The organism is Rickettsia endosymbiont of Lasioglossum villosulum (genome assembly GCF_964026455.1).
In the GTDB taxonomy this organism is placed as follows: domain Bacteria; phylum Pseudomonadota; class Alphaproteobacteria; order Rickettsiales; family Rickettsiaceae; genus Rickettsia.
Genome location: NZ_OZ032152.1, coordinates 1,246,298 through 1,272,811, shown reverse-complemented (window position 1 = coordinate 1,272,811; position 26,514 = coordinate 1,246,298). Strand labels below are relative to the sequence as shown.

The following is a 26,514-nucleotide window of genomic DNA, read 5'->3' as shown; positions in this document are numbered from 1 at the left end:
TCTCGCTTTATGCTGGATCCCGTGGTCAAGCCACGGGATGACACCGGTACTTAAGTTGATGCCCTAAGGATGACATACGAGCATTAATAACACAGCAAATAAATATAACTAAAAAAAACTTTATGCAAACAAATACTGAATCAAACAATAATAAAACAACTGCTCAAGAATGGAAATCTTTTATTTTAGTAGTAGTTGTTGCACTAATGATTAGAATATTAATAATAGAATCTTTTGTGGTTCCAACTGGGTCAATGAAAGCTACTATACTTGAAAATGATCGGATTTTTGGTACAAAATATAGTTATGGATATAGTAATTATTCTTTATCTTTTTTTGACTTTATTCATTTATTTAAGGGGCGAATATTTGCTCGCACGCCAGAGCATGGCGATATCATAATTTTTCGTCCTCCTCACGAAATGAATACTAGATATATAAAGCGTTTGATAGGGCTTCCCGGGGATAAAGTGCAATTAATTGATGATGTAATATACATTAACGATGAAAAAATAGAGCGTATAGAGTCAGGAACTTATGTTAGTGAAGAGGGAAGAAAATATTTAAAATTTAAAGAAACATTGCCAAATGGCAAAACATATTTTTCTTATAAGCTTGCTCCTGTTTTAGGAATTATGTCTAACGATAAATATGGTAATACAGATGCTTTTTATGTACCGGAAGGGGAATATTTCTTTATAGGTGATAATAGAGATCAGTCAAATGATAGTAGGATTGATTTAGGTTTTGTGCCGTTTGAGAATTTTATTGCCAAAGCACAATTTATTTGGTTTTCAACAAAAATAACATGGTGGGATAGTGATATAGGGGTTGTTAATCTGATATTAAAGTTAAAACCTTGGGTAGAGTCTATTAGGTTTAATAGGATATTTAGAAATCTATACAGCATAGAGGATTGATGGAGTCATTTAAGGAGTTAGAAAAATTACTAGATTATAGTTTTAAGAATAAGGCACTTTTAACAGAAGCCTTAAGTCATCCCTCTTTAAGACAGCATCATGAATATAAGGCTAATAAAGATTATGAGCGGTTGGAATTTCTAGGTGATGCAGTATTAAATTTAATTATCACAGAAATTTTATTTAATAATTTTAAAGAATATAACGAAGGAAACTTAGCTAAAATTAGATCATATTTAGTTTGTAAGGAAACAATTTGTGTAGTAGGAGCTAAGCTTGGTTTAAAAAATTATATTATTATGACTCATGGCGAAGAAATAGCCGGCGGGCGTGATAATCCTAATAATATTGAAAATGTTACGGAAGCTTTAATCGCAGCTATATATCTCGATAGTGATATTACTACAATTCATAATATTATAGGGAAATTATGGGCTGAATTTATAAAAGTCAAAGATTTAACAGATTATGACCCTAAAACCGCCTTACAAGAATGGGCACAAAGCAAAGATCATCATATCCCGATATATCGACTTATTAAAAGAGAGGGCGTAGCTCACTTATCAACCTTTACAGTATCAGTAAAAATAAACGGCTACGAGCAAACAGGTAAGGGACACTCTATAAAAGAAGCTGAAAAAAACGCCGCAAGAAGTTTATTGCATAGGCTTAAAAATGATTAAACAAAAAACAGTCTCAGTTTGTATTATCGGCAGACCAAATAGTGGCAAGTCCACTTTGCTAAATAGAATAATTGGCGAAAAGCTTTCGATAGTTACCCCCAAAGTTCAAACAACTAGGTCAATTATTACCGGCATTATTACCCTAAAAGATACGCAAGTGATCTTATATGATACGCCAGGGATATTTGAGCCGAAAGGGACTTTAGAAAAGGCAATGGTTAGATGTGCTTGGTCTAGCCTGCATAGTGCCGATATTGTCATGTTAATTATTGATAGCTTAAAGCCATTAGATAGCATAACGCATGATATTTTAAATAAGCTTTGCTCACTTAATATTGTCCCAGTAATTTTATTAAACAAAATAGATATTGAGTCAAAATATCTAAACGACATTAAAACTTTCTTAACAGAGCAATATCCTGACAGCTTACTTTTTCCTATTTCTGCTATATCGGGTGAGAATGTTAATAAGCTAATTGAATATATAACAAGTAAAGCAAAAATCGCTCCTTGGCTTTATGAAGAGGATGACATAACCGATTTGCCGATGCGTTTTATCGCCGCAGAAATTACGAGAGAACAGTTATTTTTAGGGTTGCAGCAAGAACTGCCTTATAAGCTAACTGTGCAAACCGAAAAATGGGAAGAGCTTGAAGATAAATCCGTAAAGATTAATCAGGTTATAGTAGTTTCAAGAGAAAGCTACAAAACTATAATACTCGGTAAAAATGGCTCAAAAATCAAAGAACTCGGAATGAAATCTTGCAAACAGATGGAACAGTTTTTTGGCTTCCCCGTGCATTTGTTTTTATTCGTCAAAGTGCGTGAGTTATGGGAAGATAATTCTGATTATTATCAACATATGAAAATATGAGGAATTCAAACGTCATTGCGAGGAGAGGCAATGCATCGACGCGGCAATCTCTGGAATCTTGTTTTTCTCATAAGAGTGCCACGCTCTTTTTAGTCGCGACGTTGTTACATGGCTCGAAAAACGCCCTCGGTGTCATACCGTGACTTGGGAACTAGATCCAGAAAAACAACTAAAAATATCAATGTTATTGATATTTTTAACTGGATCCCGTGAATAAATCACGGGATGACAGAGGAAAAATCGAGCCATGCAACAAAGCCTTTAGTCGCTCGCAATGACATTTTGAGAAAAATAATAATAAACTAAAAACAACAATGATAGTACTTGGGATTGATCCAGCACTTGGGAGTTTGGGATGGGCGGTGGTTGCAAAAGAGTCGGCAAAACTGAAATACTTAGCTAGCGGTACGATAAAAACAACTAGTAAAGATGAAATACATCATAGGCTTAGCTATATCAATAGTATATTAGAAAAAGTGATATTAGAATATAAGCCGAATATGGCAGCGATTGAAGAAACGTTTGTTAATACTAATAGCGTAACTTCGTTAAAGCTTGGCTATGCTAGAGGTGCTATAATGTCGCTGATTGGTAGATATGGTTTAGATATGCGAGAATTCAAACCTAACACGATAAAAAAAACTGTCACAGGATATGGTCATGCCGAAAAGGATCAGATTTTGCATATGATTAAGTTACTTCTGCCTGGCACTTCCCAAATTACTAACTCAGATGAAGCTGATGCTGTAGCAATCGCTTATACCTGTTTAGTTACGAAAAATTACTGAAATGAAGCCTATAATAATATTAGTCGCACCGCAAATGGGTGAGAATATCGGTGCTACCGCAAGAGCCATGAAGAATTTTGGCTTAGATGAGCTTAGAATAATAACCCCAAGAGATGGTTGGCCAAACGAACAAGCCCGCAATAATGCAGTTGGAGCAGTAAATATTATAGATGATGCAAAAATTTATAATAGCTTAGAGGAATGTATTAAAGACCTCGAATATTTATATGCGACTACTTGCATCAAGCGAGCGATGAATAAAGATTATGTATTTTCACAAAATTTGACTACCGATTATCCGAATTCTGCAAAAGTCGGGATAATGTTTGGGCGGGAAAATAATGGGCTTAGTAATGAAGAAATATCGCTTGCCAATAAGATTATCACTATTAATACTACAGAATTTAGCTCGCTAAACATCGCACAAGCAGTTATTATTGTATGTTATGAATTATTTCGTAATTCTGCATCAAGAGAAGATATTTATAATATTCAAAAACTTGCTACTAAAGAAGAAATAGATCATTTCCTAACAAATTTATTCGGAAAATTAGACAAAGCCGGATTCTTTAAAGCCCCTGACAAGAAACACTCCATGCAGCAAAATATTACCAATATATTTATGCGTATCAATAACCTTTCCACCCCTGAAGTCCAAACTTTACAAGGTATTATAAAGTCACTGAATCAATAATACTTAGCAACTTCTTAAATTCAGGAGTATAATTTTTGATATGTTCATAAATTTCATCAGCAAGCTTCTTATTATAGGTGTGTGAGGTCATATTACGATCAAGAAGCATGTGAATCCATAAATCTTCATCATTTATAATGCCCACTGCGTAAGCTTCTTTAATGACTTCTTTGGGATAATTAAGAACTATACCCATTTGAGCAAAATACTCTTTTAAAAATTTCCAAGCAAGTTCAAAAGTAAATTCAAATCTTTGAATTGTTGCGTCTATATAAGCACGATCTTCTGTGATTGGTTTTAAATAAATAGCTTCAAGTGCTATAAAAGCTTTACGAAAGTTTTCAAGTTTTGTTTTAAGTTTAATATTTATTTTTAACATATAAAATCTTTTTATTTCTTATTATATTTTCATAAAGCTCACGGCTTATTTTCGTGTTATCGAACCTGACACAATCTATTTTTAAAAGCGTATCAGCATCATTTATAATATCTACAACTTTTAACCATTCTTGATCTGTAATATTAGGGCAAATGATAGCAAGATCAATATCGGAACGCTCGTTGTTATCGCCTCTAGCACGAGAACCAAAAAGCCATATTTCTTCGATAAATGGTAAAGATTTTAGCTTTTTGATAAATATGTAGGATTGTATATCTTTATTCATTTAATTACCAGCTTTTATATTAAAGGTTTAATAATCTCAGCAACTCTTTCAGCTTCATCTAAAGGTGGATAGCTATACTCTTCTAATTTCGTTACAGACTCATCAAACATTTTTGCTATTTTCAGCTCAACCAGTTTTTTTACAAAAATTTTGTGCTTTGCAGAATTAAAATTTGAAGGGCAGAATATATAAAGAGGTTTGCCGCTTGAAGCTGCCTCGCTGCACATTGATATAGAATCGGCTGTAGAGATTATATATTTTGCTTTAGCGAGCATAGCGATATATGGGTTAAACCCTGTATCAGTAGTTGGATCATATATAATTGTTGAAATCGGCATGTTATTTTTAATAATTGATTTTACTGTGTCAGGTGTGCGTCTGCTAAAACTAATGAAAAAAGGAGTTTTTTGATTATCATATATTCTTTTTAACAATGAAGAAAAATGAATAGCTTCTTTTTCGGTAAAATTAAATTTTTTATTATTCCCGCCAATTATTATGGCAATAAATTCTTTAAGCTTAGGATAATGTTTTTGTAGTTCTGCCTCTGCTGTAGCAAATTTAGCAGTTACGTTATTGATAGCTCCGTTTATTGGGATGATGAAATCGTCATTGCGAGGAAATGCATAGCATTGACGAAGCAATCTAGTGAAAAAGTCCTGAGATTGCCACGCTCCTTGCAGTCGCTCGCAATGATCTTGATCATGATAAGGCAAGATCACCGCCTCAAACACTTCATAAGATAAATTAGGTTGCATTATTTGAATCAGTTTAATTTCTTTTTTTAACTTGTTTTTTAAATAAAATGCTAAAGCTGCCGTTCTTCTTCCAGCAGTAATAATTATGCTAGGCAAAGGTTTCGCCGTAATATCTTGTAATATCTCTTTTTTTATATGAATAGGATAATATTTAAGTAAAAAATTCGGCAACTTGGCTAAGCAATTATATTCAAGCCTAATGACTGTATATTCTTCTGCTAATTTTTCAGCAAGTGCAATTGCTTGGTGGTTATTTCCCGTTCTACTATCTGTAAACACCCAGATCATAAATATTCCTTTAAAGGTAATGTTAGTAAGTCGGTAAGCGGGAGTGATTTATCGCAAGCATAGGCTATTTTTGACATAACAGGAATTTGGGCTATTAAAGGTATGTTATATTTTTGTGATAAATGACTTCCACTATTACCATCAAATAAATCGCTCATATTCTCGATTATTCCGAGTATCGGTAAATTTAATTTTTGATATAAATCTATCGAGCGTACGACATCTATTTCCGACATTTTTTGCGGAGTAGTAACGATTACCACGCCGTTTAAATGATAATTCTCCAGCATACTTAAATGAATGTCCCCTGTCCCTGGTGGCATATCAATAATTAAATAATCAAGGCTATCCCATTTTGTCACTGATAATAATTGATAAATAGTTTTACTAGCCATAGGACCACGCCAAATAATTGCGGAATAATCTTTAACGAAGAAGCCTATAGATATTACTTCGATATTTTTTGCTCTTACCGGTATTATTCGCCCATTGACTGTTTGCGGCACTTCATTAATACCAAATATATGGGGAATTGAAGGTCCATAAATATCAGCATCAACTATGCCAACTCGGTAATTCTCTAAACTTAATTGCTGAGCAATAAGAGCTGAAATAGTAGATTTGCCGACTCCTCCTTTACCTGAAGCGACTAGGATAATCTTTTTAACATTCTCTACAAAATGTTTGGGTTTTTGAGGTTTTTTTTCCACTATTCTACTTTCAGTAAAAACAATAGTTATTTTACCTATGCCGACTATTTCATTAAGCTTTTTAATTGCTTCATTCTTTATTTCTTCTGCTTCTAATTTGTCAATGCCTGATATATCTATTGAAAAACCAACATTATTATGTTTAATTATAATATTTGATATAACTTGTTTTAAAAAAGTACCGTCTTTAAAAGCAATATTATGCAGTTTATCGATAATTTGGTTTTGGTGTAAATCAGCCATAATTAAATTTCCTTTTTAAGTCTGCTATAAGTTCGCAACTTGACGTTAAATACTATAATATATATAATCACTAAATCTTCAAATTTCAAAATTAATATAAAAAGCAAATGCTTAGTAAAAAATATATCCCAATTTTTAAAAAATCTCCGTGGAAAGATTTTGATAACGATAAAGATGATAATATATTCACAAGACCAAGAAAAAATCAATTTAATTTCAGTACAAAAACAATAATTTTAGTTGCTCTAGCATCTTTTGTTTTGTGGCTTGCCTCAGGTATTTATGAAGTAAAAGAGGGTGAAGAAGCGGCTGTAACAAGGTTTGGACGTTTTGTTCGTAAAGGTTACGCTGGTCTTAATTATCGTTTACCTGCTCCATTTGAAAAAGAAATAGTCGAGAAAGTTAAACAATCAAGACGAATTGAGATTGGATATCGTACAAATAATTCTGTGCGTAGTGGTGGTGATACCAAAAATATTGCCGGTGAAAGTATTATGTTAACTGGTGATGAGAATATTGTTGCTTTAAATTGTGACGTAATGTGGCATATTAGTAATCTTGAGGATTTTATGTTTAACGTACAAAAGCCTGAAGAAACAGTTAAGTCAACAGTAGAAAGTGCCGTTAGAGAAGTGATAGGGAACACGCCTATTTCTTGGGTATTATCTGATCAGAAGCAGGAAATTACTCATAAAATAGAAACATTAGCACAAAAAATTCTAGATAGTTATAACGTTGGAGTAATGATTGAAAAGGTGCAATTATTAAAAGCTGAGCCACCTGCTGAGGTAATAGATGCTTATAGAGATGTGCAAACTTCAAAAGCAGATAAAGAAAAAGAAATAAATCAAGCTCAAGCCTATAATAATAAAGTATTACCGGAAGCTAGAGGGGCAGCAGCTAGAATTATAGAAGAAGCAGAAGCCTATAGAGAGGAAATAATATCAAAGGCCGAAGGAGATAGCCAAAGATTTAGTGCAATTTATAACCAATATGCTGCAAATAAGCAAGTAACTAGAGACAGGCTATATTTAGAAGTAGCTGAAGAAGTATTAAGTGGTTCAAGTAAGACTATTATTAATAATGCTCTATTACCGCATATGTCTATTAAGTGATGATGTAGTGTCATCCAGTCATTGCGAGGAAATTACGAAGTAATTAACGAAGCAATCTCAGGAGTATCGCATTGTTTCATGAGATTGCCACGTCGATTCTACGAATCTCCTCGCAATGACGAAGCTAATTAAACAATAAAAAATGTTAAATTAAATGCAAAAGATTTACTATATAATTTTTACAGCTATTTTTGGGCTGATATTAATTTCTAGCTCACTATTTTCAGTTGATCAACGTCACTCTGCTGTAGTATTCCAATTTGGTGAAGCAGTAAGAACCATAGAAAAACCTGGACTACATATTAAAGTTCCGTTAATTCAAAATGTTGAATTTTTTGATAAGCGTCTTTTAGATGTTGAAGTTGAAGCAAAAGAGTTAACGGCTGCTGATGGTAAAAGAGTTATTGTTGATGCTTATGCTAAGTTTCAAATTAATAATCCTGTAATGTTTTATAAAACTGTTCATGATTATCAGGGAGTCAAAATTAGGCTGACTCGTAACCTTGAATCTTCAATGCGGAAAGTAATAGGTAAGATTTCACTAAGTAGTTTATTATCGCAAGAGCGTAGTAATGTAATGCTTAATATTTTAAATCAAGTAGACGGCGAAGCTAAAAGCTTCGGTATTGATGTGGTTGATGTTAGAATTCTAAGAGCTGACTTACCAAAGGAAAATAGTGCGGCTATTTATCGTCGTATGCAAACTGCTCGTGAAAAAGAAGCGACACAAATTAGGGCAGAAGGGCAAGAAGAAAGTGTTCGTATTCGCTCAAAAGCCGATAAGGAAAGTAAGATAATACTTGCTAAAGCTTACAAAGATGCCCAAATTATCAAAGGTGATGGTGACGAGAAAGCGGCTAAAATATATAATTCTGCTTATTCTGCCGATCCGGAATTTTACAAATTTTATAAGTCGCTTTTAGTATATAAAAATTCTTTAAAGAAAGAAGATACTAATTTTATCATTTCGCCCGATGCTGAAGTTTTAAAATATCTTAATTTAGCTAAGTAGTATATGAATCTGAAAATATTTTTTGTTATAATAATTTTAATATTTAATAACAATGTTTTAGCGAAAGAAAATAATAAATCTTCAAAAGCAATAGATTTGGAGGAGGAAAGTGAGTTTACTGAAATAAATTCCATACCTCTAAAAGTAAATAATGCATCACGTTATAGTTTTGCTGATATAGTTGAGCCTTTAATCCCTGCTGTTGTTAATATTTCTACTATAGAATATGTTAATAGTAAGGCAGAAGCTGCAGAAAAAGATCCTTTACAAGAAAAAAAACCTCTGGATTTCATTAATGATTTTCTAGAACGTCTTAACATACCTCTTAACCTTGAAGAAGTTGACCCTACTCCAAAAGCGATGCCGCTCGGTTCTGGCTTTATTATTGAACCTAATGGTTTGATAGTTACAAATTATCACGTGATTGCTAATGTTAGTAAAATTAATGTAAAATTAGCTGATAACACTGAATTACCAGCTAAACTAATAGGTAGTGATACTAAAACTGATTTAGCTCTTTTAAAAATAGATGTTGAGGAACCGCTGCCTTTCGTCGAATTTGGTGATTCAAATGATGCAAGAGTAGGGGACTGGGTTATTGCAATCGGTAATCCTTTCGGTAATCTTGGTGGTACTGTTACTGCGGGTATTATTTCTTCAAAAGGACGGGATATTGATATTGACACTAACAATATAGTCGATAATTTTATCCAAACAGATGCGGCAATTAATAACGGCAATTCTGGTGGTCCTATGTTTAATCTGGATCAAAAAGTAATTGGTGTAAATACGGCAATTTTTTCACCGCTTGGCACTAATATAGGTATTGGTTTTGCTATTCCTTCAAATACTGCAAAGCCTATAATTGAGCGTCTTAAAAAAGATGGTAAAATAAATAGAGGTCGTCTTGGTGTAACAATACAAGATTTGACCGAAGAAATATCAGAAGGATTAGGGCTAAAAGACACTAATGGTGTGTTGGTTGCTAAAATCCAAAAAGATGATCCAGGTGATAAAGCAGGCATCAAAACAGGTGATATAATATTAGAATTTGCAGGGCAGACAGTTAAAAATACTAAAAGATTACGTGTAATTGTTGCTGATATTCCTGTCGATCAAGAAGTGAAAGTAAAAGTATTAAGAGACGGAGAAACAATAGAACTACCAATAAAAATGACTTCAGATAATGAGGAAGTTAAACAAGAAGCTGTAGAAGAAAATATAGAAAAAGTTACCAAGAAAGAAGATAATGGCACGTCTATTGTAAAAAGTAATATCACTTTTAGTAACTTGACTGAGGAGTTAAAGCAAAAATTTGCTATATCTGATGATAAGGTAGGATTAGTTATTACGAATGTTGATGAAGAAGATAGTAGCTTTAGAGTTGGTGATTTAGTAAGTAATGTTAACCAAGAAAGCATAAGCGATATAAATAAACTAGAAGAATTATATGAAAATGCTAAAAAATTTGATTGAGAGAGGTGATAGTAGTATGTTCGTGCCATTATCGGTTACTAATTAAGTATCATGTCGTGGCGGTGTTATCTGCGTGGATACCAAATACGTTATTGCGAGCGACTGTAAGGAGCGTGGCAATCTTAGGAGATTTTTATGAGATTGCCACGTCGCTTTGCTCCTCGCAATGACAATAAAAACAACCAATACCATAATTTATGAGTGAAAAAATTGCAATTTTAAGTGCATATAGTTTTGTAAATATAGAAGAGCCGGAAAGCTTAATACCGAAACTATTATTTGTCGGTAAAAGAAAATATGTTAAAGGTACTATCTTATTATCGAAAGAGGGTTTTAATGGTTCTTTTTCAGGTTCATATGAAAGTGTAAATCTTGTACTTGAGGAATTAAAAAAACTAACTAATGCGAAAGACGTGAATGTTAAAATAAATTACAGTGAAATACATCCTTTTCAAAAGTTAAAAGTCAGGCTTAAAAAAGAAATCGTTGCGATGAATGTTGACAATTTAAATGTTAATCTGTTTAAAGGCGAGTATATAGAGACAAAAGATTGGGATGAATTCATTACGAAACAAGATGTTATAGTAGTGGATACACGTAACGACTATGAAGTGGAAGTCGGTACATTTAAATCGGCAATTAATCCTTATACTGAAACATTTAAACAATTTCCGGCATGGGCTGAGCAAAATGCTGAATTACTTAAAGGTAAGAAAATTGCAATGTTCTGTACCGGCGGCATACGTTGTGAGAAATCTACTAGCTTACTGAAAAGTATGGGACATGAAGAGGTATATCACTTAAAAGGTGGTATATTGCAATATCTAGAAGATACACAAAATAAGAATAATTTATGGCAAGGTGAGTGCTTTGTTTTTGATGATAGAAGAGCGGTGGCGGATGATCTAGCACCTGCTGAAGGGTACTGGCTCGAGAGAAAGTAATACTCGCTTTATTTGAAAAATTGGCTACGTTGTTTTTTGCTTTTAATCCTCACGTACTATATGTACGCTGCGGTTAAAAGCTTCAAAACGCCTTGCTCTTTTCCAAATAAAGCTTCGTCTTAAAAGTATAATACAAACCAATAATATAATATGACTAAGACCAAACAAGAAATTTATAATAAGCGTCCGATTTCGCCGCATTTAACTATATATAAGCCGCAAATAAGTTCTACCTTATCGATTTTGCATCGTATGACAGGGGTAGCTTTATTTTTTGCAGTTTCAATTTTGGCATGGTGGTTTATTCTCAGTAAATTTAATAGTAATTATATACAGCTAGCTAATTGTTGTTGCATTATAAAAATATGTTTGATCCTAACTAGCTTTGCTTGGTTTTATCATTTATGTAACGGCATCAGGCATTTATTTTGGGATATTGGATTAGGCTTTTCTATAAAAGCAGTTAATTTAACAGGCTGGAGCGTGGTTATTTGTTCTGTCTTATTTACGATATTGTTGTGGGTGTAGTAATATTATTTGTCATCTCATGGTTTGCTGGTGTTGTTGATGGGGCTTGTCATCCCGTGGCTTGTCCACGGGATCCAGCCTAAAGCGAGATAAATCGAGCTTTTAATTTTAAGAAGTTATTGCGTTTATATTTTTACTGGATCCCGTGGACAAGCCACGGGATGACACCGAGGGCGTTTTTTGGATCCCGCTACAAGCTCGCGGGATGACATACTTAATAACAAAAAAAATGTGTTTAGAGAAAATTAATGACATATGATTTTAGAGCAGAGATTGTAAAAGCAAAAAATACTGGTTCTGCTAAAAGTGGTTCACATCATTGGTTGCTACAAAGAATTACCGCTATTATATTAGTGTTGTGTTCTTTATGGTTACTATATTTTACGCTAGCCCATAAAAACAGTGATGTAAATATTATTATTTGGGAACTGAAAAGACCTATTAATTTAATACCTTTATTAATCGCAGTAATTACTTCTTTATATCATGCCATGCTTGGAATGCAGGTAGTAATAGAGGATTATATAAGCTGCAACAAGTTACGGAATACATTAATTATAGCAGTGAAGCTATTTAGTATTCTAACTATCATAGCTTTTATAGTAGCTGTGTTTTATAAAGGATAATTAATAAATGTGTCATGCCGTGGCTTGACCACGGCATCCAGAAAATAATAAAAAATACTAATATTATTAGTATTTTTAGCTGGACCCCGTGGACAAGCCACGGGGTGACAATAGTGGAAGAAACCCATACAAACATTTAAAAATAGAAAATTAACTTAATGACCAAATCGTATAATATAATTCATCATAAATTTGACGTAATAGTCGTAGGTGCAGGCGGGGCAGGTTTACGTGCTGCGTTCGGTATGGCTAAAGAGGGTCTTAATACGGCTTGTATATCAAAGCTTTTTCCTACTCGTAGCCATACTGTTGCAGCACAAGGCGGTATTAGTGCAGCTCTTGGTAATATGGGAGCGGATGATTGGCGTTGGCATATGTATGATACAGTTAAAGGTTCTGATTGGTTAGGTGATCAGGATGCAATCGAATATATGTGCAAGAATGCTCCGGATGCGATTTTAGAGCTTGAGCATTACGGCGTACCTTTTTCAAGAACCGAAGAGGGAAAAATTTATCAGCGTCCTTTTGGCGGTATGACTACCGAGTACGGCAAAGGCAAGGCAGCACAACGTACATGTGCAGCAGCAGATCGTACTGGACATGCTATACTTCATACTTTATATCAACAATCATTAAAGCATAAAGTACAGTTTTTTATCGAATATTTCGCTATTGATTTATTAATGGAAGATGGTGAATGTAGAGGGGTAGTTGCATGGAATTTAGATGATGGTAGTCTGCATTGTTTCAGAGCACATAATGTAGTACTTGCAACGGGCGGATATGGGCGTGCTTATTTTTCAGCAACTTCGGCTCATACTTGCACGGGTGACGGGGGTGGTATGGCGATTAGAGCAGGCTTGCCGCTGCAAGATATGGAGTTTGTCCAGTTCCATCCGACCGGAATATATTCAGCTGGTTGTCTTATAACAGAGGGAGCTAGAGGTGAGGGTGGTTATCTTGTTAACGCTAATGGTGAGCGTTTCATGGAACGTTATGCACCGGCTGCAAAGGATTTAGCCTCAAGGGATGTGGTTTCAAGAGCGATGACTATCGAAATCCGTGAGGGACGAGGAGTTGGAGAGCATAAAGATCATGTATTCCTGCATTTAAATCATTTATCACCTGAAATTTTACATAGTCGTTTACCTGGTATTTCTGAAACAGCTAAAATTTTTGCTGGTGTTGATGTAACCAAAGAGCCGATACCAGTACTTCCTACAGTGCATTATAATATGGGCGGAATACCTACTAATTATCATGGTCAGGTAATAATTAAAGACGGCAAAAACCATAATAGCGTAGTAAAAGGTCTTATTTCGATCGGTGAAGCTGCTTGTGTATCGGTGCATGGTGCTAATCGTCTAGGATCAAATTCTTTGCTTGATTTAGTAGTATTTGGCAGAAGTGCAGCACTAAAAGCAGCTGAGCTTATTAAGCCAGCAAGTCCGCATAAGCCTATATCAGAAGAATCACTTGAAAAAATTATTAGTAGATTTGATAAAATTCGTCATAGTAGTGGTAATATTTCGGTTGCAGATTTAAGGCTCAAAATGCAACGAACTATGCAAAGTCATGCTTCAGTATTTAGAACTCAAGAAGTGCTAGATGAGGGGGCAGAAATGATTAGCGAGATAAGAAGCGGTTATAAAGATATAAAAATTAATGATAAATCTTTAATTTGGAACAGCGATTTAGTTGAAGCCTTGGAGCTAGATAACTTACTTGATCAAGCTTTAGTAACTGTATATTCAGCAGCTGCAAGAAAAGAAAGCAGAGGAGCACATGCAAGAGAAGATTATCCCGATCGTAATGATAAAGATTGGATGCAGCACACTCTTAGCGGGGTTGATGAATCCGGCAAGGTGGTGCTTGATTACAAACCTGTTACTTTAACTACTTTGAGTGATGAAGTGAAAGCAATTCCACTGGCGAAAAGGGTGTATTAAAAAATTGTCATTGCGAGGAAAAACTGTAAGTTTTGACGAAGCAATCTCATGAAGTAGTATAAAATTCCTGAGATTGCCACGTCGCTCCGCTTCTCGCAATGACAATTTAGTATCTACACTGGCAAACTAACAACACAAAAAACATGCTTGAATATTTAATAAAATTTTCTCCAAAAATTCTTTTTATCGTAGAAGGGACTTTGGTTACTTTGAAATATAGCGTTATTGCTGTTATATTTGGTCTAGTTATAGGAATATTGCTAGCACTATGTAAGGTAAATAAAAATCGTGCGTTAAGACTTTTTGCAGATTTTTATACTTCTATTTTTAGAGGTACGCCTTTATTAATCCAATTAAGTATTATATATTTTGCCTCACCTTATATAGGTATTAAATTTACTGTATTTATGGCAGGTGCTATTTCTTTTTCTCTTAATTCAGGTGCTTATGTTTCGGAAGTAATAAGAGCAGGAATTAATGCAGTTGATAAAGGGCAGTTTGAGGCGGCAGAAGCTCTTGCTATCCCCAAATTTTTGATTATGAAAGATATAATTTTGCCACAAGCAATTAAAAATATTTTTCCATCGCTAACCAATGAGCTTATCAATTTAATCAAAGAGTCAGCCATTATTTCAATGTTTGGAGAAATGGACTTGATGAAAAGAGCACAAATTGTATCGCTTGAGACGTATAATTATTTTTTCCCCATGATTGTTGCCGCTTGTTGTTACTATATTTTAGTGATGCTAATAAGTTTTATAGCAAGAATAATAGAGAAAAAACTAATTGTTAGTTAAAACATACTTGCTTTTATGGAAAAAGTAATTATAATTTAAATTTAGTGTAATTTAATTTGACAGTGTAAATATATTATTTGCATTTGTAAAATCATTTAAAATTCAAAGGGCAAAAGTAGTTTTTGCCCTTTAATCATCGTATATGTAAGTTTTTTTGGAGTGTTTTTTTAATGCCAACATATAATCAATTAGTACGTTTTGGAAGAAAATCAAAAGTTCGTAAAACTAAATCTCCTGCGTTAGAGGCTAATCCTTTTAAAAGTGGAGTTTGTTTAGTAGTAAAAACTGTTACTCCTAAAAAGCCTAACTCAGCTCTTCGTAAAGTAGCAACTGTACGTTTAAGTAATAAAAGAACAGTAAATGTTTATATTCCTGGTGAAAAGCATAGTGTGAAAGAGCACGATAGAGTATTAGTAAGAGGCGGGCAGGTTCCTGATCTTCCAGGGGTAAAATATCACGTGGTACTCGGTGCTTATGATATTGCCGGAGTTAAAGGGCGTAAACAAGGTCGTTCACGTTATGGTGCTCCTCGTAAACAAGTTGTAGCTACAAAAAAATAATTATTAGTTAGAGAGAAAAAGTCAAATGTCACGTCGTCACGCCGCAGAAAAGCGAGTAATTTTACCTGATATGAAGTATAACAGTGTTTTACTTTCTAGGTTTATCAATAATATTATGAAAGAGGGAAAAAAAGCTCTCGCAGAAAAAATAGTTTATTCTGCTTTCGATAAAATTGAAAAGAAACATAAAGCTGATCCGTATCAGACTTTCAATAATGCTATGAATAATGTAAAGCCATATTTGGAAGTAACTTCTGTAAGAGTAGGTGGAGCTAATTATCAAGTTCCAACTCCGGTTGATGAAAGAAGAGGCTATGCTCTTGCATCTCGTTGGATTATTACAGCGGCAACAAAACGTTCTGAAAAAATGATGATTGATAAACTCGCTGAAGAATTATTTGAAGCTTCAAATAATAGAGGTGTTGCTATTAAGAAGAAAGAAGACACCCATAAAATGGCTGAAGCTAATAAAGCTTTCTCACACTTTAGCCCTAAAAAAACAAAGCAGGGTAACTAAATATGAGTAAAAAGCTTGAAAATATCCGTAATATCGGTATATGTGCTCATATTGATGCAGGTAAAACTACTACTACAGAACGTATTCTATATTATACAGGTAAATCCCATAAAATAGGTGAAGTTCATGAGGGCGGTGCTACCATGGACTGGATGGAGCAGGAGCAAGAACGTGGTATAACAATTACCTCGGCTGCTACTACTTGTAGATGGCAAGATAAACAAATTAATATTATTGATACTCCTGGACACGTTGACTTTACTATCGAAGTAGAGCGTTCTTTACGTGTTCTTGATGGTGCTGTTGCAGTATTTGACGGCGTTGCAGGTGTTGAACCTCAATCTGAAACAGTATGGAGACAAGCTGATAAATATAATGTTCCTAGAATGTGTTTTGTCAATAAAATGGACAGAATGGGAGCGGATTTTTATAGATGCGTTGACATGATCAAGGATCGTTTAGGAGCAAAACCTTTAGTTATTCAGCTTCCAATAGGTATTGAAGAAAATTTCAAAGGAGTTGTTGATCTTGTTAAAATGCAAGCAATAGTTTGGAAAGACGAGTCTTTAAGTGCTGAGTATTCTTATCAAGAAATTCCTGATGATCTGAAAGTAAAAGCAGAAGAATATCGTGCTAATTTGCTTGATATGGTTGTTGAACTAGACGATAAAATCATGGAAAAATATTTGTCTGGTGAAGAAGTAACTGAAGAAGAGATTAAAAAATTAATTAGAAAAGGTACTATTACGGCAGCTTTTTATCCAGTTTTATGTGGTAGTGCATTTAAAAATAAAGGCGTACAGCCTCTACTTGATGCTGTAGTAGATTATTTACCATCACCTATTGATATTGCTACAGTAAAGGGCGTTGAAGTTAGTACAGGTGAAGAAAAAGATTTCCCTATTTCTGTTTCTGAGCCATTTTCTGCCTTAGCATTTAAAATTATGAATGATCCGTTTGTTGGTTCATTAACTTTTATTAGAGTGTATTCAGGTAAGATTACTTCCGGGACAACTGTTATTAATACTGTAAAGAATAAAAGAGAGAAAATAGGTAGAATGCTATTAATGCATGCTAATAACCGTGAGGATGTAAAAGAAGCATCAGCAGGTGATATAGTAGCATTAGCAGGGCTTAAAGATACCACTACTGGTGATACATTATCAGATGAAGATAAAAAAGTAATTCTAGAAAGAATGGAATTCCCTGAGCCAGTTATTGAGCTTGCGGTAGAGCCTAAATCAAAGGTCGATCAAGAAAAAATGGGACTAGCTCTTTCTCGTTTAGCAGCTGAAGATCCTTCATTTAGAACTTCAACTGATCAAGAAACAGGGCAAACTGTTATTAAAGGAATGGGTGAGCTTCATTTAGAGATCATCATCGATCGTATGAGAAGAGAGTTTAAAGTTGAAGCAAATATTGGAGCTCCTCAAGTTGCATATCGTGAAACAATTACTAAAGCTTGCGAAATTGATTATACCCATAAAAAGCAATCAGGTGGTGCAGGTCAATTTGCACGTGTAAAAATTATTTTTGAACCTCTAAAAGAAGAAGATAAAAATAAGAGCTTTATTTTTGAAAGTAAAATTGTTGGTGGTGCTGTACCTAAAGAATATATTCCTGGTGTAGAAAAAGGATTAAATAACATTAGGGAAACAGGCGTAATTGCAGGTTATCCGATGATCGATTTTAAAGCTACATTAATTGATGGTGCTTTCCATGATGTAGATTCTAGTGTACTTGCGTTTGAAATTGCAGCAAAAGCAGCATTTAGAGAGGGGATGCCTAAAGGTAATCCTAAATTACTTGAACCTATTATGAAAGTTGAGGTGATTACACCAGATGAGTATATGGGTGATGTTATTGGTGATCTAAATAGTCGTAGAGGACAAGTTCAAGGTATGGAGCCAAGAGGTAATGCTCAAGTGATCAAGGCATATGTTCCTTTAGCTGAAATGTTTAGTTATGTTAATACGCTTAGATCTTTATCGCAAGGTAGAGCTCAGTATAGTATGGTATTTAATCATTATGATCAAGTGCCAACTCAAGTTGCAGATACTATTAAAGCTAAAAAATAATATTTATTATTAGCTTAAAATTAAAAATATTATATTTAAATAAAAAGGTTTCCAATAAATTTTGTTGATTTTTTATTTAAAATATGATAGGAGTGTAGCTCAATTGGTAGAGCGCCGGTCTCCAAAACCGGAGGTTGCGGGTTCGATGCCTGTCGCTCCTGCCATTACAAGTAATAGGGTTTTTACTATAAAATAACTTATAAATATGTTTAAAGAATATAAAATATACAAGTTTTTTGAACAAGTTAAACAAGAAGCTTATAAAGTAGTTTGGCCCACTAAAAAAGAGTTAACTGCTTCGACTTTAGTAGTCATATTAGCGGTTTTTGTTTTTAGCCTAATTTGTTTAGTGCTCGATTATGGTATACATAATATAATACAAATTTTACTTAACATCGGTAAATAAGTTATCAAGGAATAAATTGTGGCAGAACAAAATATAGATGATATATTGTCAAATTCTGAAAAAGATACAAAAAAGTGGTATGTTATACATACTGCATCAGGAGCAGAAAATCGTATAAAACGAGTGATGCTTGAGAGAATTAGCAAGCAAAAAATGTCAGATTTTTTTGATGATATATTAGTACCGGTTTTTGGTGTTTCCGAAGTTAAACGCGGTAAAAACGTCAAGGTAGAAAAAAAATTAATGCCTAGTTATATTCTAATAAAAATGAATATGACAGATAAATCTTGGCATTTAGTAAAAAATATACCAGGAGTAACAGGCTTTTTAGGTAGTAAAACTACTCCAAAAGCTCTTACGGAAAGCGAAATACAGAATATTAGATTAGAAACCGAAGCTAAAGAAGCAAAAGATGCGAAATTATACGAGGTCGGCGAAATAGTGACTGTTACAGAAGGACCTTTTGAAACCTTTACAGGTACTGTAGAAGAAGTAGACCAAGAAAAAGCTAGATTAAAAGTTTCAGTATCAATATTTGGCAAAGCAACTCCGATAGAGTTGAGCTTTACCCAAGTAAAGAAAAACGACTAATGTAAATAAATGAATAGAATTATTATTTGATTATCTTTAAAGATAAAAAAATTTAAGGCTATGATTAAGAGAGAAAAGAAGGATATTCGTAAATGGCACAAAAAAAAATAGAAGGTCATATTAACTTTTATGTAAAGGCTGGTGAAGCTACCCCTGCTCCTCCTATAGGGTCAACGCTTGGACAAAGAAAAGTTAATATCATGGAATTTTGTAAAGCTTTTAATGCTGTTACACAAGGTATTGAAAAAGGGACGCCTCTTCCAACTGTTATTACTATATATGCAGATAAGAGTTTTACTTTTATAGTTAAAACACCGCCGGCATCTCATCTTATAAAGAAATATGCTAAAGTCACCAAAGGATCTGGGGCTACTAAAAAGGAAGCTGTGGTAGGTAAAATCACTATGGATGATTGCCGTGAGATTGCAAAGTTAAAAATGCCTGATTTAAATACAAAAGATATTAAAGCTGCAACAAAGATTATTTGTGGTAGTGCAGCATCCATGGGAATTGAAGTTGTAGGGAATTAATTATTATGTCAAATAACAAAGATGTTGCTATAAAATCTAGCGGCGGTAAGAAAATAAGAGAAGCACGCGTTAAAGTAAGATCGGATAGTTTATATAATTTAACAACTGCGGTTGAGAGATTAAAATCCGCTTCTTATGTTAAATTTGATCCAACCTTAGAAATAGTTATGAAGCTTGGAATTGATCCAAGACATTCTGATCAAATGGTACGTGGTGTAGTGAATTTACCAGCAGGAACAGGTAAGACTGTAAGAGTTGCCGTTATTTGTAAAGAGGAAAGAGAAGAAGAAGCTAAAGCTGCTGGTGCAGATTTAGTAGGCTCAAGCAATATTATTGATGAAATTAAAGCTGGTAAGATCAATTTCGATGTATGTATAGCTACTCCCGATATGATGGCAGCTATAGGTTCAGTTGCAAGAATTTTAGGACCAAAAGGTTTAATGCCGAATCCTAAACTCGGGACTGTGACATTAGATATTAAGGGTGCTGTTAAGAATGCTAAAAGCGGTCAAGTAGAATATAGAGCAGAAAAAGCAGGTATAATTCACGCAGGTCTTGGAAAATTATCTTTTCCAGATCAAGATTTATTAAAAAATTTGAAAGCGTTTATTGATGCAGTAGTTAAAGCAAAACCTACTGGAGTGAAAGGAAGTTATTTAAAAGCAATATATTTATCTTCTACTATGGGTGCATCAGTACAAATAGATTTAGCTAGTATAGCATAATACATTTGAGTCTATATTTTTTAGCTATCTAACTTATTGATTTATGCAAAGTCTAATATATATTAAACTTATTTGTACTAAATTTTATAAATATAGCTTAAAGTAAAACTTCAAATATTAATCTAAATTTTTGTAAGTAGACTAATAAAGTATAAAAAAATAGCTATCTTAATAAATAATAAGTTATTAAGAAAAATATAGAAACATCTCAAGTGTTGTAACAAGGAGAATTAATAGAGTGTTAAGATCAGAAAAACCGGAAGTTGTAGAAGAAATAGCAAGTATTTATAAAGATTCACCATCTGTAATCGTTGCTCATTATCACGGATTAACTGTTAGTGAAGTCAATTCACTTAGGGAGTCTCTTAAGTCTAAGGATGCAGGTTTTAAAGTTGTAAAAAATACTTTAGCAAAAATAGCAGCAAATAAAGCAGGTCTTGATGATATCGTAAGCTTATTTTCGGGTCCTACCGCTATTGTTTATTCTAAAGAACCGGTTGAAATGGCAAAGTTAGTAGTTAATTTTGCTAAAAGCAATGAAAATCTTAAGATTGTTGGCGGTATAGTCGATAAACAAGTATTAAATGAACATTCAATAAAAGAACTTTCTAAGTTACCTTCATTAAATGAGCTTAGAAGTAAAATTGTTGGGTTATTACAAGCTCCGGCTACTAAGATTGCAGGCGTTTTACAAGCACCGTCTTCAAGCTTAGCCAGGGTAGTACAAGCAAATGCTAGTAAAAATTAATTCAGATAATAATATATAAAAGTAAAAAGGAAAAAATTATGGCAGATTTAGCTAAAATTGAAGAACAATTATCATCTTTAACATTAATGCAAGCAGCTGAGCTTGTAAAAATGTTAGAAGAAAAATGGGGTGTATCTGCAGCAGCACCTGTAGCTGTAGCAGCTGCCGCCGCTGCCGCCGCTCCTGCTGCTGAAGCAGCTGCTGAAAAAACTAATTTTGAAGTAGTTTTAGCTGCTAGTGGTGATAAAAAAGTGGAAGTAATTAAAATTGTAAAAGAAATTACAGGTCTTGGTTTAATTGAAGCTAAAAAATTAGTTGATGAAGCTCCAAAGCCAATTAAGAGTAATGTGAAAAAAGCAGAAGCAGAAGAAATTAAAAGCAAATTAGAAGCTGCTGGAGCAAAAGTAGAATTAAAGTAATTTTATTTTTATAATAAATTTTTTACGTTAATATAAAATTTAAAATTGCTTATTAGAATTTTTAAAAGCCTTATTTTAGTAGTTAAATTTAAATAAGGCTTTTAGCTATTTTGTTAATGAATTACTTTTTTATAAAGTGATTTGTTAGTAATTTCTAGTAGTTAACGCTAAGTTAAAAATTACCATTAAAAATTTTTATCAAAATTATCTTCATTTAACAAAAATTTTAGTTAATGTAGTTAAGTTATGAAACTGTAAAACCGTATTTACGTTAATAACTTAAACTCTAAGCATTAAAAATTAAAAGTTAATGATGCAGATTTAAGATAAGAATTTAATCTTAAATTCGACTAAAAAGATTAGGACTCTAGTAAGACTTGTCCTTAATTATAAGTGAAGATTTACCGTAAGTTATATTAAAAAGATTTACAGTATAAAAATGATAGCAAAAGCCACCTTAAGCTATTATTTTCCTTGTTTTTCCAGTATTAAGACAAGATTTTATAAAATCTTATCATAATGCTTGCGTTAATAAAGTTTAATAATAAGTCTATTTAAGTTTCTTTAACTATTAACTTCAATGTTGATAGTTAATTTTTTATCAGTCAGGAGATTATATGGTTTCATTAAGGGATAATATTGAAGTACAACCCTTGTCACATAATAAAAGAGTAAGAAAAAATTTTGGTCATATAAATTTAGTAGCAGATATACCGAATTTAATTGAGATTCAAAAAAATTCATATGAAAAAAATTTTCTACAGCTAGATACAAAAGATTCCGAAAGAAAAAATAAAGGCTTACAATCTATATTAAATTCAATTTTTCCTATCTCTGATCCTTCTAATATTGCTAACTTAGAATTCGTTAAACATGAATTTGATACTCCAAAATATGATGTAGAGGAATGCACTCAAAGAAGCTTAAGTTATGATTCTTCTCTTAAGGTAACCTTAAGGTTAAGTATTTGGGATATAGACGAAGATACTGGTAGCCGAGAGATTAAAGGTATCAAAGAACAACAAGTATATATGGGTAACATCCCATTAATGACTAAAAATGGTACTTTTATTATTAATGGTACAGAAAGGGTAGTTGTATCGCAAATGCATCGCTCACCTGGGGTGTTTTTCTATCATGATGAGGGCAAAGTTCACTCTTCTAGAAAACTTTTATATTCTGCACGTGTTATTCCATATAGAGGATCATGGCTTGATTTAGAGTTTGATACTAAAGATATTATTTATTTTAGAATAGATAGAAAAAGAAAACTTTATGCTACTACTTTGCTTAAAGCAATAGGCATGAGCACAGAGGAAATTATAAAATTTTATTATGATTCAGTAAATTATAAAGTGGTTAAAAATAAGGGATGGGCAGTTAAATTTATGCCTAGCCATATTACTGCACATAGATTAACAAGTGATTTAATAGATGCTGATACAGGAAATGTTTTACTTAAAGCAGGACAAAAAATTACTCCTCGTTTAGCTAAAAAATATGCTGGGGAAGGGCTTAATAATATTTTAGTATCTCATGAAGCTTTAATTGGTAAATATTTATCTGAGGATTTAAAAGATCCTGAAAGCGGTGAAGTATTAGCAAAAATCGGCGAAATGGTTACTGTTGAGTTACTTAGTGTAATTAGTGATCTGAAAATTAAAAATATTAGCGTACTAGTAATTAATCCTCAATCCGGTCCATATATAAGAAATACTTTATTTTCTGATAAAAACCAGGATCGTGAATCAGCATTATTTGATATTTTTAGAGTATTAAGACCTGGCGAACCTGCTAATATTGAAGCTGCTGAAAGTTTATTTTATAATTTATTCTTTGACCCTGAAAGATATGATCTTTCAGAAGTAGGTCGAATAAAAATGAATTCAAGGTTAGAACTAAATATCTCTGATGAAACTACTGTTTTAACTACAGATGATATAAAAAATATATTAAGAGTTTTAGTAGAGCTTAAAGATGGCAAAGGGATTATAGACGATATTGATCACTTAGGTAACAGAAGAGTTAGATCGGTTGGTGAATTGATAGAAAATCAATTCAGAATAGGTCTTGTCCGGATGGAAAAGTCAGTGGTTGAAAGAATGTCGGCAGGTGATATTGATACAGTAATGCCTCACGATTTAGTGAATTCTAAAATTTTGGTTTCAGTAATAAAGGAATTTTTCAGCACTTCGCAATTATCCCAATTTATGGATCAAACAAATCCATTGTCTGAAATAACTCATAAAAGAAGATTATCAGCATTAGGTCCTGGTGGTCTTAGTCGTGATAGAGCAGGTTTTGAAGTGCGTGACGTGCACCCAACTCACTATGGTCGTATTTGTCCTATTGAAACACCTGAAGGTCAAAATATCGGACTAATTAACTCTATGGCAACTTATGCTAGAATAAATAAGCATGGTTTCATAGAAAGCCCATATAGAAAAGTCAAAGACGGACATGTAACCGATGAAGTAGTATATCTTTCAGCTATTGAAGAAGGGAAGTATAAGATCGGTCAAGCAAATTCTAAGGTTGATAAAGATGGAGTATTGCAGGGCGAATTTATTAATTGCCGAGTTGAAGGTGGCAATTTTGTAATGGTAGAGCCACATGAAGTAGACTTCATTGATGTAACGCCTATGCAGGTTGTATCTGTTGCAGCTTCTCTTATACCGTTCTTAGAAAATGATGATGCTAACCGTGCTTTGATGGGATCAAACATGCAAAGGCAAGCGGTTCCTTTAATTAAAACCGATGCACCTTTTGTAGGTACAGGAGTTGAGGGAGTGGTAGCAAAAGATTCTGGAGCATCTGTACTTGCATTAAATGATGGTATAGTTGAACAAGTAGATTCAAATAGAATTGTAATTAGAGCTATTGGTCAAAAAACCGAAAGTGCCCCTTCAGTTGATATTTATAACTTATTAAAATTCCAAAAATCTAACCATAATACTTGTATCAATCAAAAGCCTTTAGTTAAGGTTGGTCATTATGTTAAGAAGAATGATATTATAGCTGATGGACCTAGTACCGATAATGGTGAAATTGCTTTAGGCAGAAATGTTTTAGTCGCTTTCTTGCCTTGGAATGGATACAATTTTGAAGATTCAATTCTAATATCAGAACGAATAGTAAAAGAAGATGTCTTTACTTCTGTTCATATTGAAGAGTTTGAAGTAATAGCAAGAGATACTCGCCTTGGTCCGGAAGAAATTACTCGTGATATACCGAACGTAAGCGAGGAAGCTCTGCGTCATTTAGATGAAGTCGGAATAATTTACGTAGGTGCAGAAGTAAAAGCAGGAGATATTTTAGTAGGGAAAGTAACGCCGAAAAGTGAATCACCTATTACTCCTGAGGAAAAATTACTGAGAGCTATTTTTGGAGAAAAAGCTTTTGATGTGAAAGATTCATCGCTGCATGTTCCTTCCGGGGTTAGCGGAACGGTAGTAGAAGTAAGAGTATTCTCTCGTCGAGGTGTTGAAAAAGATCAGCGTGCTATTGCTATTGAAAAACAACAAATTGAGAAATTAGCAAAAGACCGTGATGATGAATTAGAAATTATCGAGCATTTTGTATTTAGTTGGCTTGAGAAGCTTTTAGTAGGACAGATAAGTATTAATGGTCCTAAGACAGTAAAGACTGGGCAAACTATTACAAGCGAAATATTAAAAGGTTTATCTAAAGGACAACTTTGGCAGTTTACTGTTGAAGATGCAAATGTAATGAACGAAATAGAACAGCTAAAAGGTCATTATGATGGCAAAAAAGAAGCTCTTAATAAAAGGTTCGCTACTAAGGTAGAAAAATTACAAAGCGGAGATGATTTACCTCAAGGTGCTTTAAAAGTTGTAAAAGTATTTATTGCAACTAAGCATAAATTACAACCTGGTGATAAGATGGCAGGAAGACACGGAAATAAAGGTGTTATTTCACGTATTGTGCCAGAAGAGGATATGCCATTCTTAGAAGATGGGACGGTAGTTGATATTGTTCTCAATCCTTTAGGTCTTCCTTCTCGTATGAATATAGGGCAGGTGCTTGAAACTCATCTTGGTTGGGCATCAGTGAATCTAGCAAAAAAAATAGCAGGGTTAGTAGAAGAACATAAAACTAAACATGCAAGTATTGAGAAGATTAAGAAGTTTTTAATCGAGCTATATGGTGAGAATATTAATTATATACTTGAAAAATCTGACGAAGAAATTATTGCATTCTGTAATGAAGCTGCTAAGGGAGTATATTTTGCAACTCCAGTATTTGATGGTGCAAAGGTTGAAGACGTTAAGGATATGCTAAGGCTTGCAGGTCAAGATCTTTCAGGGCAAGTAAAGCTAATTGATGGTAGAACTGGTGAGTATTTTGATCGCCTAGTAACTGTAGGGCAGAAATATTTATTAAAGCTACATCACTTAGTAGATAATAAAATTCACTCTCGTTCTATAGGTCCTTATAGTTTAGTGACTCAGCAACCTCTTGGAGGAAAATCGTATTTTGGTGGTCAGCGTTTTGGGGAAATGGAATGCTGGGCATTACAAGCATATGGGGCTGCTTATACTTTACAAGAAATGTTAACTGTTAAATCAGATGACGTAAATGGTAGAATTAAGATTTATGACTCTATAGTGCGTGGTGAAAATAATTTTGAATCTGGTATTCCTGAATCATTTAACGTGATGATAAAAGAATTTAGATCTTTATGTCTTAATGTAAAACTTGAAGTGACATCTTAAGAATCATTAAATAAAACTATTAAAATTTTCTTTTAGGAGGAGTATATAATGCTGCTCTTGAAAGAAAAGAAGTATACTCACACAACGACTCTAATAAAGAAGTATAATGCAGATACTTCAAAATTTGGGAGCAA

Annotated in this window: 25 protein-coding genes, 1 tRNA gene and 2 pseudogenes; 24 read left to right on the top strand and 4 right to left on the bottom strand. The window is 33.5% G+C overall.

The window, feature by feature from the left end; all coding sequences use genetic code 11:
- Positions 1-122: 122 nt before the first annotated feature.
- The 5 genes from lepB (at position 123) to AAGD49_RS06315 (ending at position 3,959) form a co-directional block, all read left to right on the top strand.
- A complete protein-coding gene (lepB, locus tag AAGD49_RS06335) occupies positions 123-920 on the top strand; it encodes a signal peptidase I (protein ID WP_341788400.1) in 798 nt (265 codons plus the stop codon).
- Positions 920-1,603 (top strand): ribonuclease III, encoded by a 684-nt coding sequence (gene rnc, locus AAGD49_RS06330; protein WP_341788399.1) that lies wholly within the window; start codon positions 920-922, stop codon positions 1,601-1,603. The genes lepB and rnc overlap by 1 nt, the downstream gene beginning before the upstream one ends.
- Positions 1,596-2,477 (top strand): GTPase Era, encoded by an 882-nt coding sequence (gene era, locus AAGD49_RS06325; RefSeq protein WP_341788398.1) that lies wholly within the window; start codon positions 1,596-1,598, stop codon positions 2,475-2,477. The genes rnc and era overlap by 8 nt, the downstream gene beginning before the upstream one ends.
- Before the next feature lie 314 nt (positions 2,478-2,791).
- Positions 2,792-3,265, top strand: coding sequence for a crossover junction endodeoxyribonuclease RuvC (gene ruvC / locus AAGD49_RS06320; protein WP_341788397.1), 474 nt, complete (start codon positions 2,792-2,794; stop codon positions 3,263-3,265).
- Position 3,266: 1 nt separating this feature from the next.
- Entirely contained in the window at positions 3,267-3,959 is a 693-nt protein-coding gene (locus AAGD49_RS06315; protein WP_341788396.1) for an RNA methyltransferase, read from the top strand.
- On the opposite strand, the gene AAGD49_RS06310 is transcribed toward AAGD49_RS06315, so the two are convergent.
- The 4 genes and pseudogenes from AAGD49_RS06310 to AAGD49_RS06295 form a co-directional block, all read right to left on the bottom strand.
- On the bottom strand, positions 3,937-4,338 hold the full coding sequence (locus AAGD49_RS06310) for an HI0074 family nucleotidyltransferase substrate-binding subunit (RefSeq protein ID WP_341788395.1): 402 nt from the start codon (positions 4,336-4,338) through the stop codon (positions 3,937-3,939). The genes AAGD49_RS06315 and AAGD49_RS06310 overlap by 23 nt on opposite strands.
- Positions 4,319-4,624, bottom strand: coding sequence for a nucleotidyltransferase domain-containing protein (locus AAGD49_RS06305; RefSeq protein ID WP_341788394.1), 306 nt, complete (start codon positions 4,622-4,624; stop codon positions 4,319-4,321). Before AAGD49_RS06305 ends, AAGD49_RS06310 begins: the two co-directional genes overlap by 20 nt.
- Positions 4,625-4,628: 4 nt before the next feature.
- Positions 4,629-5,670, bottom strand: a pseudogene (locus tag AAGD49_RS06300) (mitochondrial fission ELM1 family protein).
- Positions 5,667-6,623 (bottom strand): Mrp/NBP35 family ATP-binding protein, encoded by a 957-nt coding sequence (locus AAGD49_RS06295; protein ID WP_341788392.1) that lies wholly within the window; start codon positions 6,621-6,623, stop codon positions 5,667-5,669. Before AAGD49_RS06295 ends, AAGD49_RS06300 begins: the two are co-directional and overlap by 4 nt.
- Before the next feature lie 107 nt (positions 6,624-6,730).
- Between AAGD49_RS06295 and hflK the strand changes: the two genes are divergently transcribed.
- The 19 genes and pseudogenes from hflK (at position 6,731) to rpoB (ending at position 26,380) form a co-directional block, all read left to right on the top strand.
- Positions 6,731-7,738, top strand: a complete 1,008-nt coding sequence (gene hflK / locus AAGD49_RS06290; protein WP_341788391.1) for an FtsH protease activity modulator HflK — start codon at positions 6,731-6,733, stop codon at positions 7,736-7,738.
- Positions 7,739-7,892: 154 nt separating this feature from the next.
- Positions 7,893-8,750, top strand: coding sequence for a protease modulator HflC (gene hflC, locus AAGD49_RS06285; protein ID WP_341788390.1), 858 nt, complete (start codon positions 7,893-7,895; stop codon positions 8,748-8,750).
- A gap of 3 nt (positions 8,751-8,753) precedes the next feature.
- A pseudogene (locus tag AAGD49_RS06280) lies at positions 8,754-10,272 on the top strand (Do family serine endopeptidase).
- A 151-nt stretch (positions 10,273-10,423) separates the two neighbouring features.
- Positions 10,424-11,170, top strand: a complete 747-nt coding sequence (locus tag AAGD49_RS06275; protein ID WP_341788389.1) for a rhodanese domain-containing protein — start codon at positions 10,424-10,426, stop codon at positions 11,168-11,170.
- 150 nt (positions 11,171-11,320) lie between these two features.
- Positions 11,321-11,698 (top strand): succinate dehydrogenase, cytochrome b556 subunit, encoded by a 378-nt coding sequence (gene sdhC, locus AAGD49_RS06270; protein WP_341788388.1) that lies wholly within the window; start codon positions 11,321-11,323, stop codon positions 11,696-11,698.
- Positions 11,699-11,946: 248 nt separating this feature from the next.
- On the top strand, positions 11,947-12,324 hold the full coding sequence (gene sdhD / locus AAGD49_RS06265; protein ID WP_341788387.1) for a succinate dehydrogenase, hydrophobic membrane anchor protein: 378 nt from the start codon (positions 11,947-11,949) through the stop codon (positions 12,322-12,324).
- A 158-nt stretch (positions 12,325-12,482) separates the two neighbouring features.
- Positions 12,483-14,273 carry a succinate dehydrogenase flavoprotein subunit gene (sdhA, locus tag AAGD49_RS06260; protein WP_341788386.1) on the top strand — a complete coding sequence of 597 codons (1,791 nt, stop codon included), beginning with the start codon at positions 12,483-12,485 and terminating at the stop codon, positions 14,271-14,273.
- A gap of 143 nt (positions 14,274-14,416) precedes the next feature.
- Positions 14,417-15,070 carry an amino acid ABC transporter permease gene (locus AAGD49_RS06255; RefSeq protein ID WP_341788385.1) on the top strand — a complete coding sequence of 218 codons (654 nt, stop codon included), beginning with the start codon at positions 14,417-14,419 and terminating at the stop codon, positions 15,068-15,070.
- A 170-nt stretch (positions 15,071-15,240) separates the two neighbouring features.
- Positions 15,241-15,630: a 30S ribosomal protein S12 gene (gene rpsL, locus AAGD49_RS06250; protein ID WP_341788384.1), complete on the top strand. Its 390-nt coding sequence runs from the start codon at positions 15,241-15,243 to the stop codon at positions 15,628-15,630.
- 25 nt (positions 15,631-15,655) lie between these two features.
- Positions 15,656-16,147, top strand: a complete 492-nt coding sequence (gene rpsG, locus AAGD49_RS06245) for a 30S ribosomal protein S7 (protein WP_341788383.1) — start codon at positions 15,656-15,658, stop codon at positions 16,145-16,147.
- A 2-nt stretch (positions 16,148-16,149) separates the two neighbouring features.
- Positions 16,150-18,225, top strand: a complete 2,076-nt coding sequence (fusA, locus tag AAGD49_RS06240; protein WP_341788382.1) for an elongation factor G — start codon at positions 16,150-16,152, stop codon at positions 18,223-18,225.
- Between the two features lie 88 nt (positions 18,226-18,313).
- Positions 18,314-18,389, top strand: a tRNA-Trp gene (locus AAGD49_RS06235).
- Positions 18,390-18,430: 41 nt separating this feature from the next.
- The gene (secE, locus tag AAGD49_RS06230; RefSeq protein ID WP_341788381.1) at positions 18,431-18,631 is read left to right on the top strand and encodes a preprotein translocase subunit SecE; all 201 of its coding nucleotides are present in this window, start codon (positions 18,431-18,433) and stop codon (positions 18,629-18,631) included.
- Between the two features lie 18 nt (positions 18,632-18,649).
- A complete protein-coding gene (nusG, locus tag AAGD49_RS06225; RefSeq protein WP_341788380.1) occupies positions 18,650-19,222 on the top strand; it encodes a transcription termination/antitermination protein NusG in 573 nt (190 codons plus the stop codon).
- Positions 19,223-19,314: 92 nt separating this feature from the next.
- Positions 19,315-19,752 (top strand): 50S ribosomal protein L11, encoded by a 438-nt coding sequence (rplK, locus tag AAGD49_RS06220; RefSeq protein WP_341788379.1) that lies wholly within the window; start codon positions 19,315-19,317, stop codon positions 19,750-19,752.
- A gap of 5 nt (positions 19,753-19,757) precedes the next feature.
- A complete protein-coding gene (gene rplA / locus AAGD49_RS06215; protein WP_341788378.1) occupies positions 19,758-20,477 on the top strand; it encodes a 50S ribosomal protein L1 in 720 nt (239 codons plus the stop codon).
- Positions 20,478-20,715: 238 nt separating this feature from the next.
- A complete protein-coding gene (gene rplJ, locus AAGD49_RS06210) occupies positions 20,716-21,225 on the top strand; it encodes a 50S ribosomal protein L10 (protein ID WP_341788377.1) in 510 nt (169 codons plus the stop codon).
- Between the two features lie 38 nt (positions 21,226-21,263).
- On the top strand, positions 21,264-21,644 hold the full coding sequence (gene rplL, locus AAGD49_RS06205; RefSeq protein ID WP_341788376.1) for a 50S ribosomal protein L7/L12: 381 nt from the start codon (positions 21,264-21,266) through the stop codon (positions 21,642-21,644).
- Between the two features lie 617 nt (positions 21,645-22,261).
- Complete coding sequence (gene rpoB, locus AAGD49_RS06200; RefSeq protein ID WP_341788375.1) at positions 22,262-26,380, top strand: DNA-directed RNA polymerase subunit beta; 4,119 nt, start codon at positions 22,262-22,264, stop codon at positions 26,378-26,380.
- The last annotated feature ends 134 nt before the right edge of the window (positions 26,381-26,514 follow it).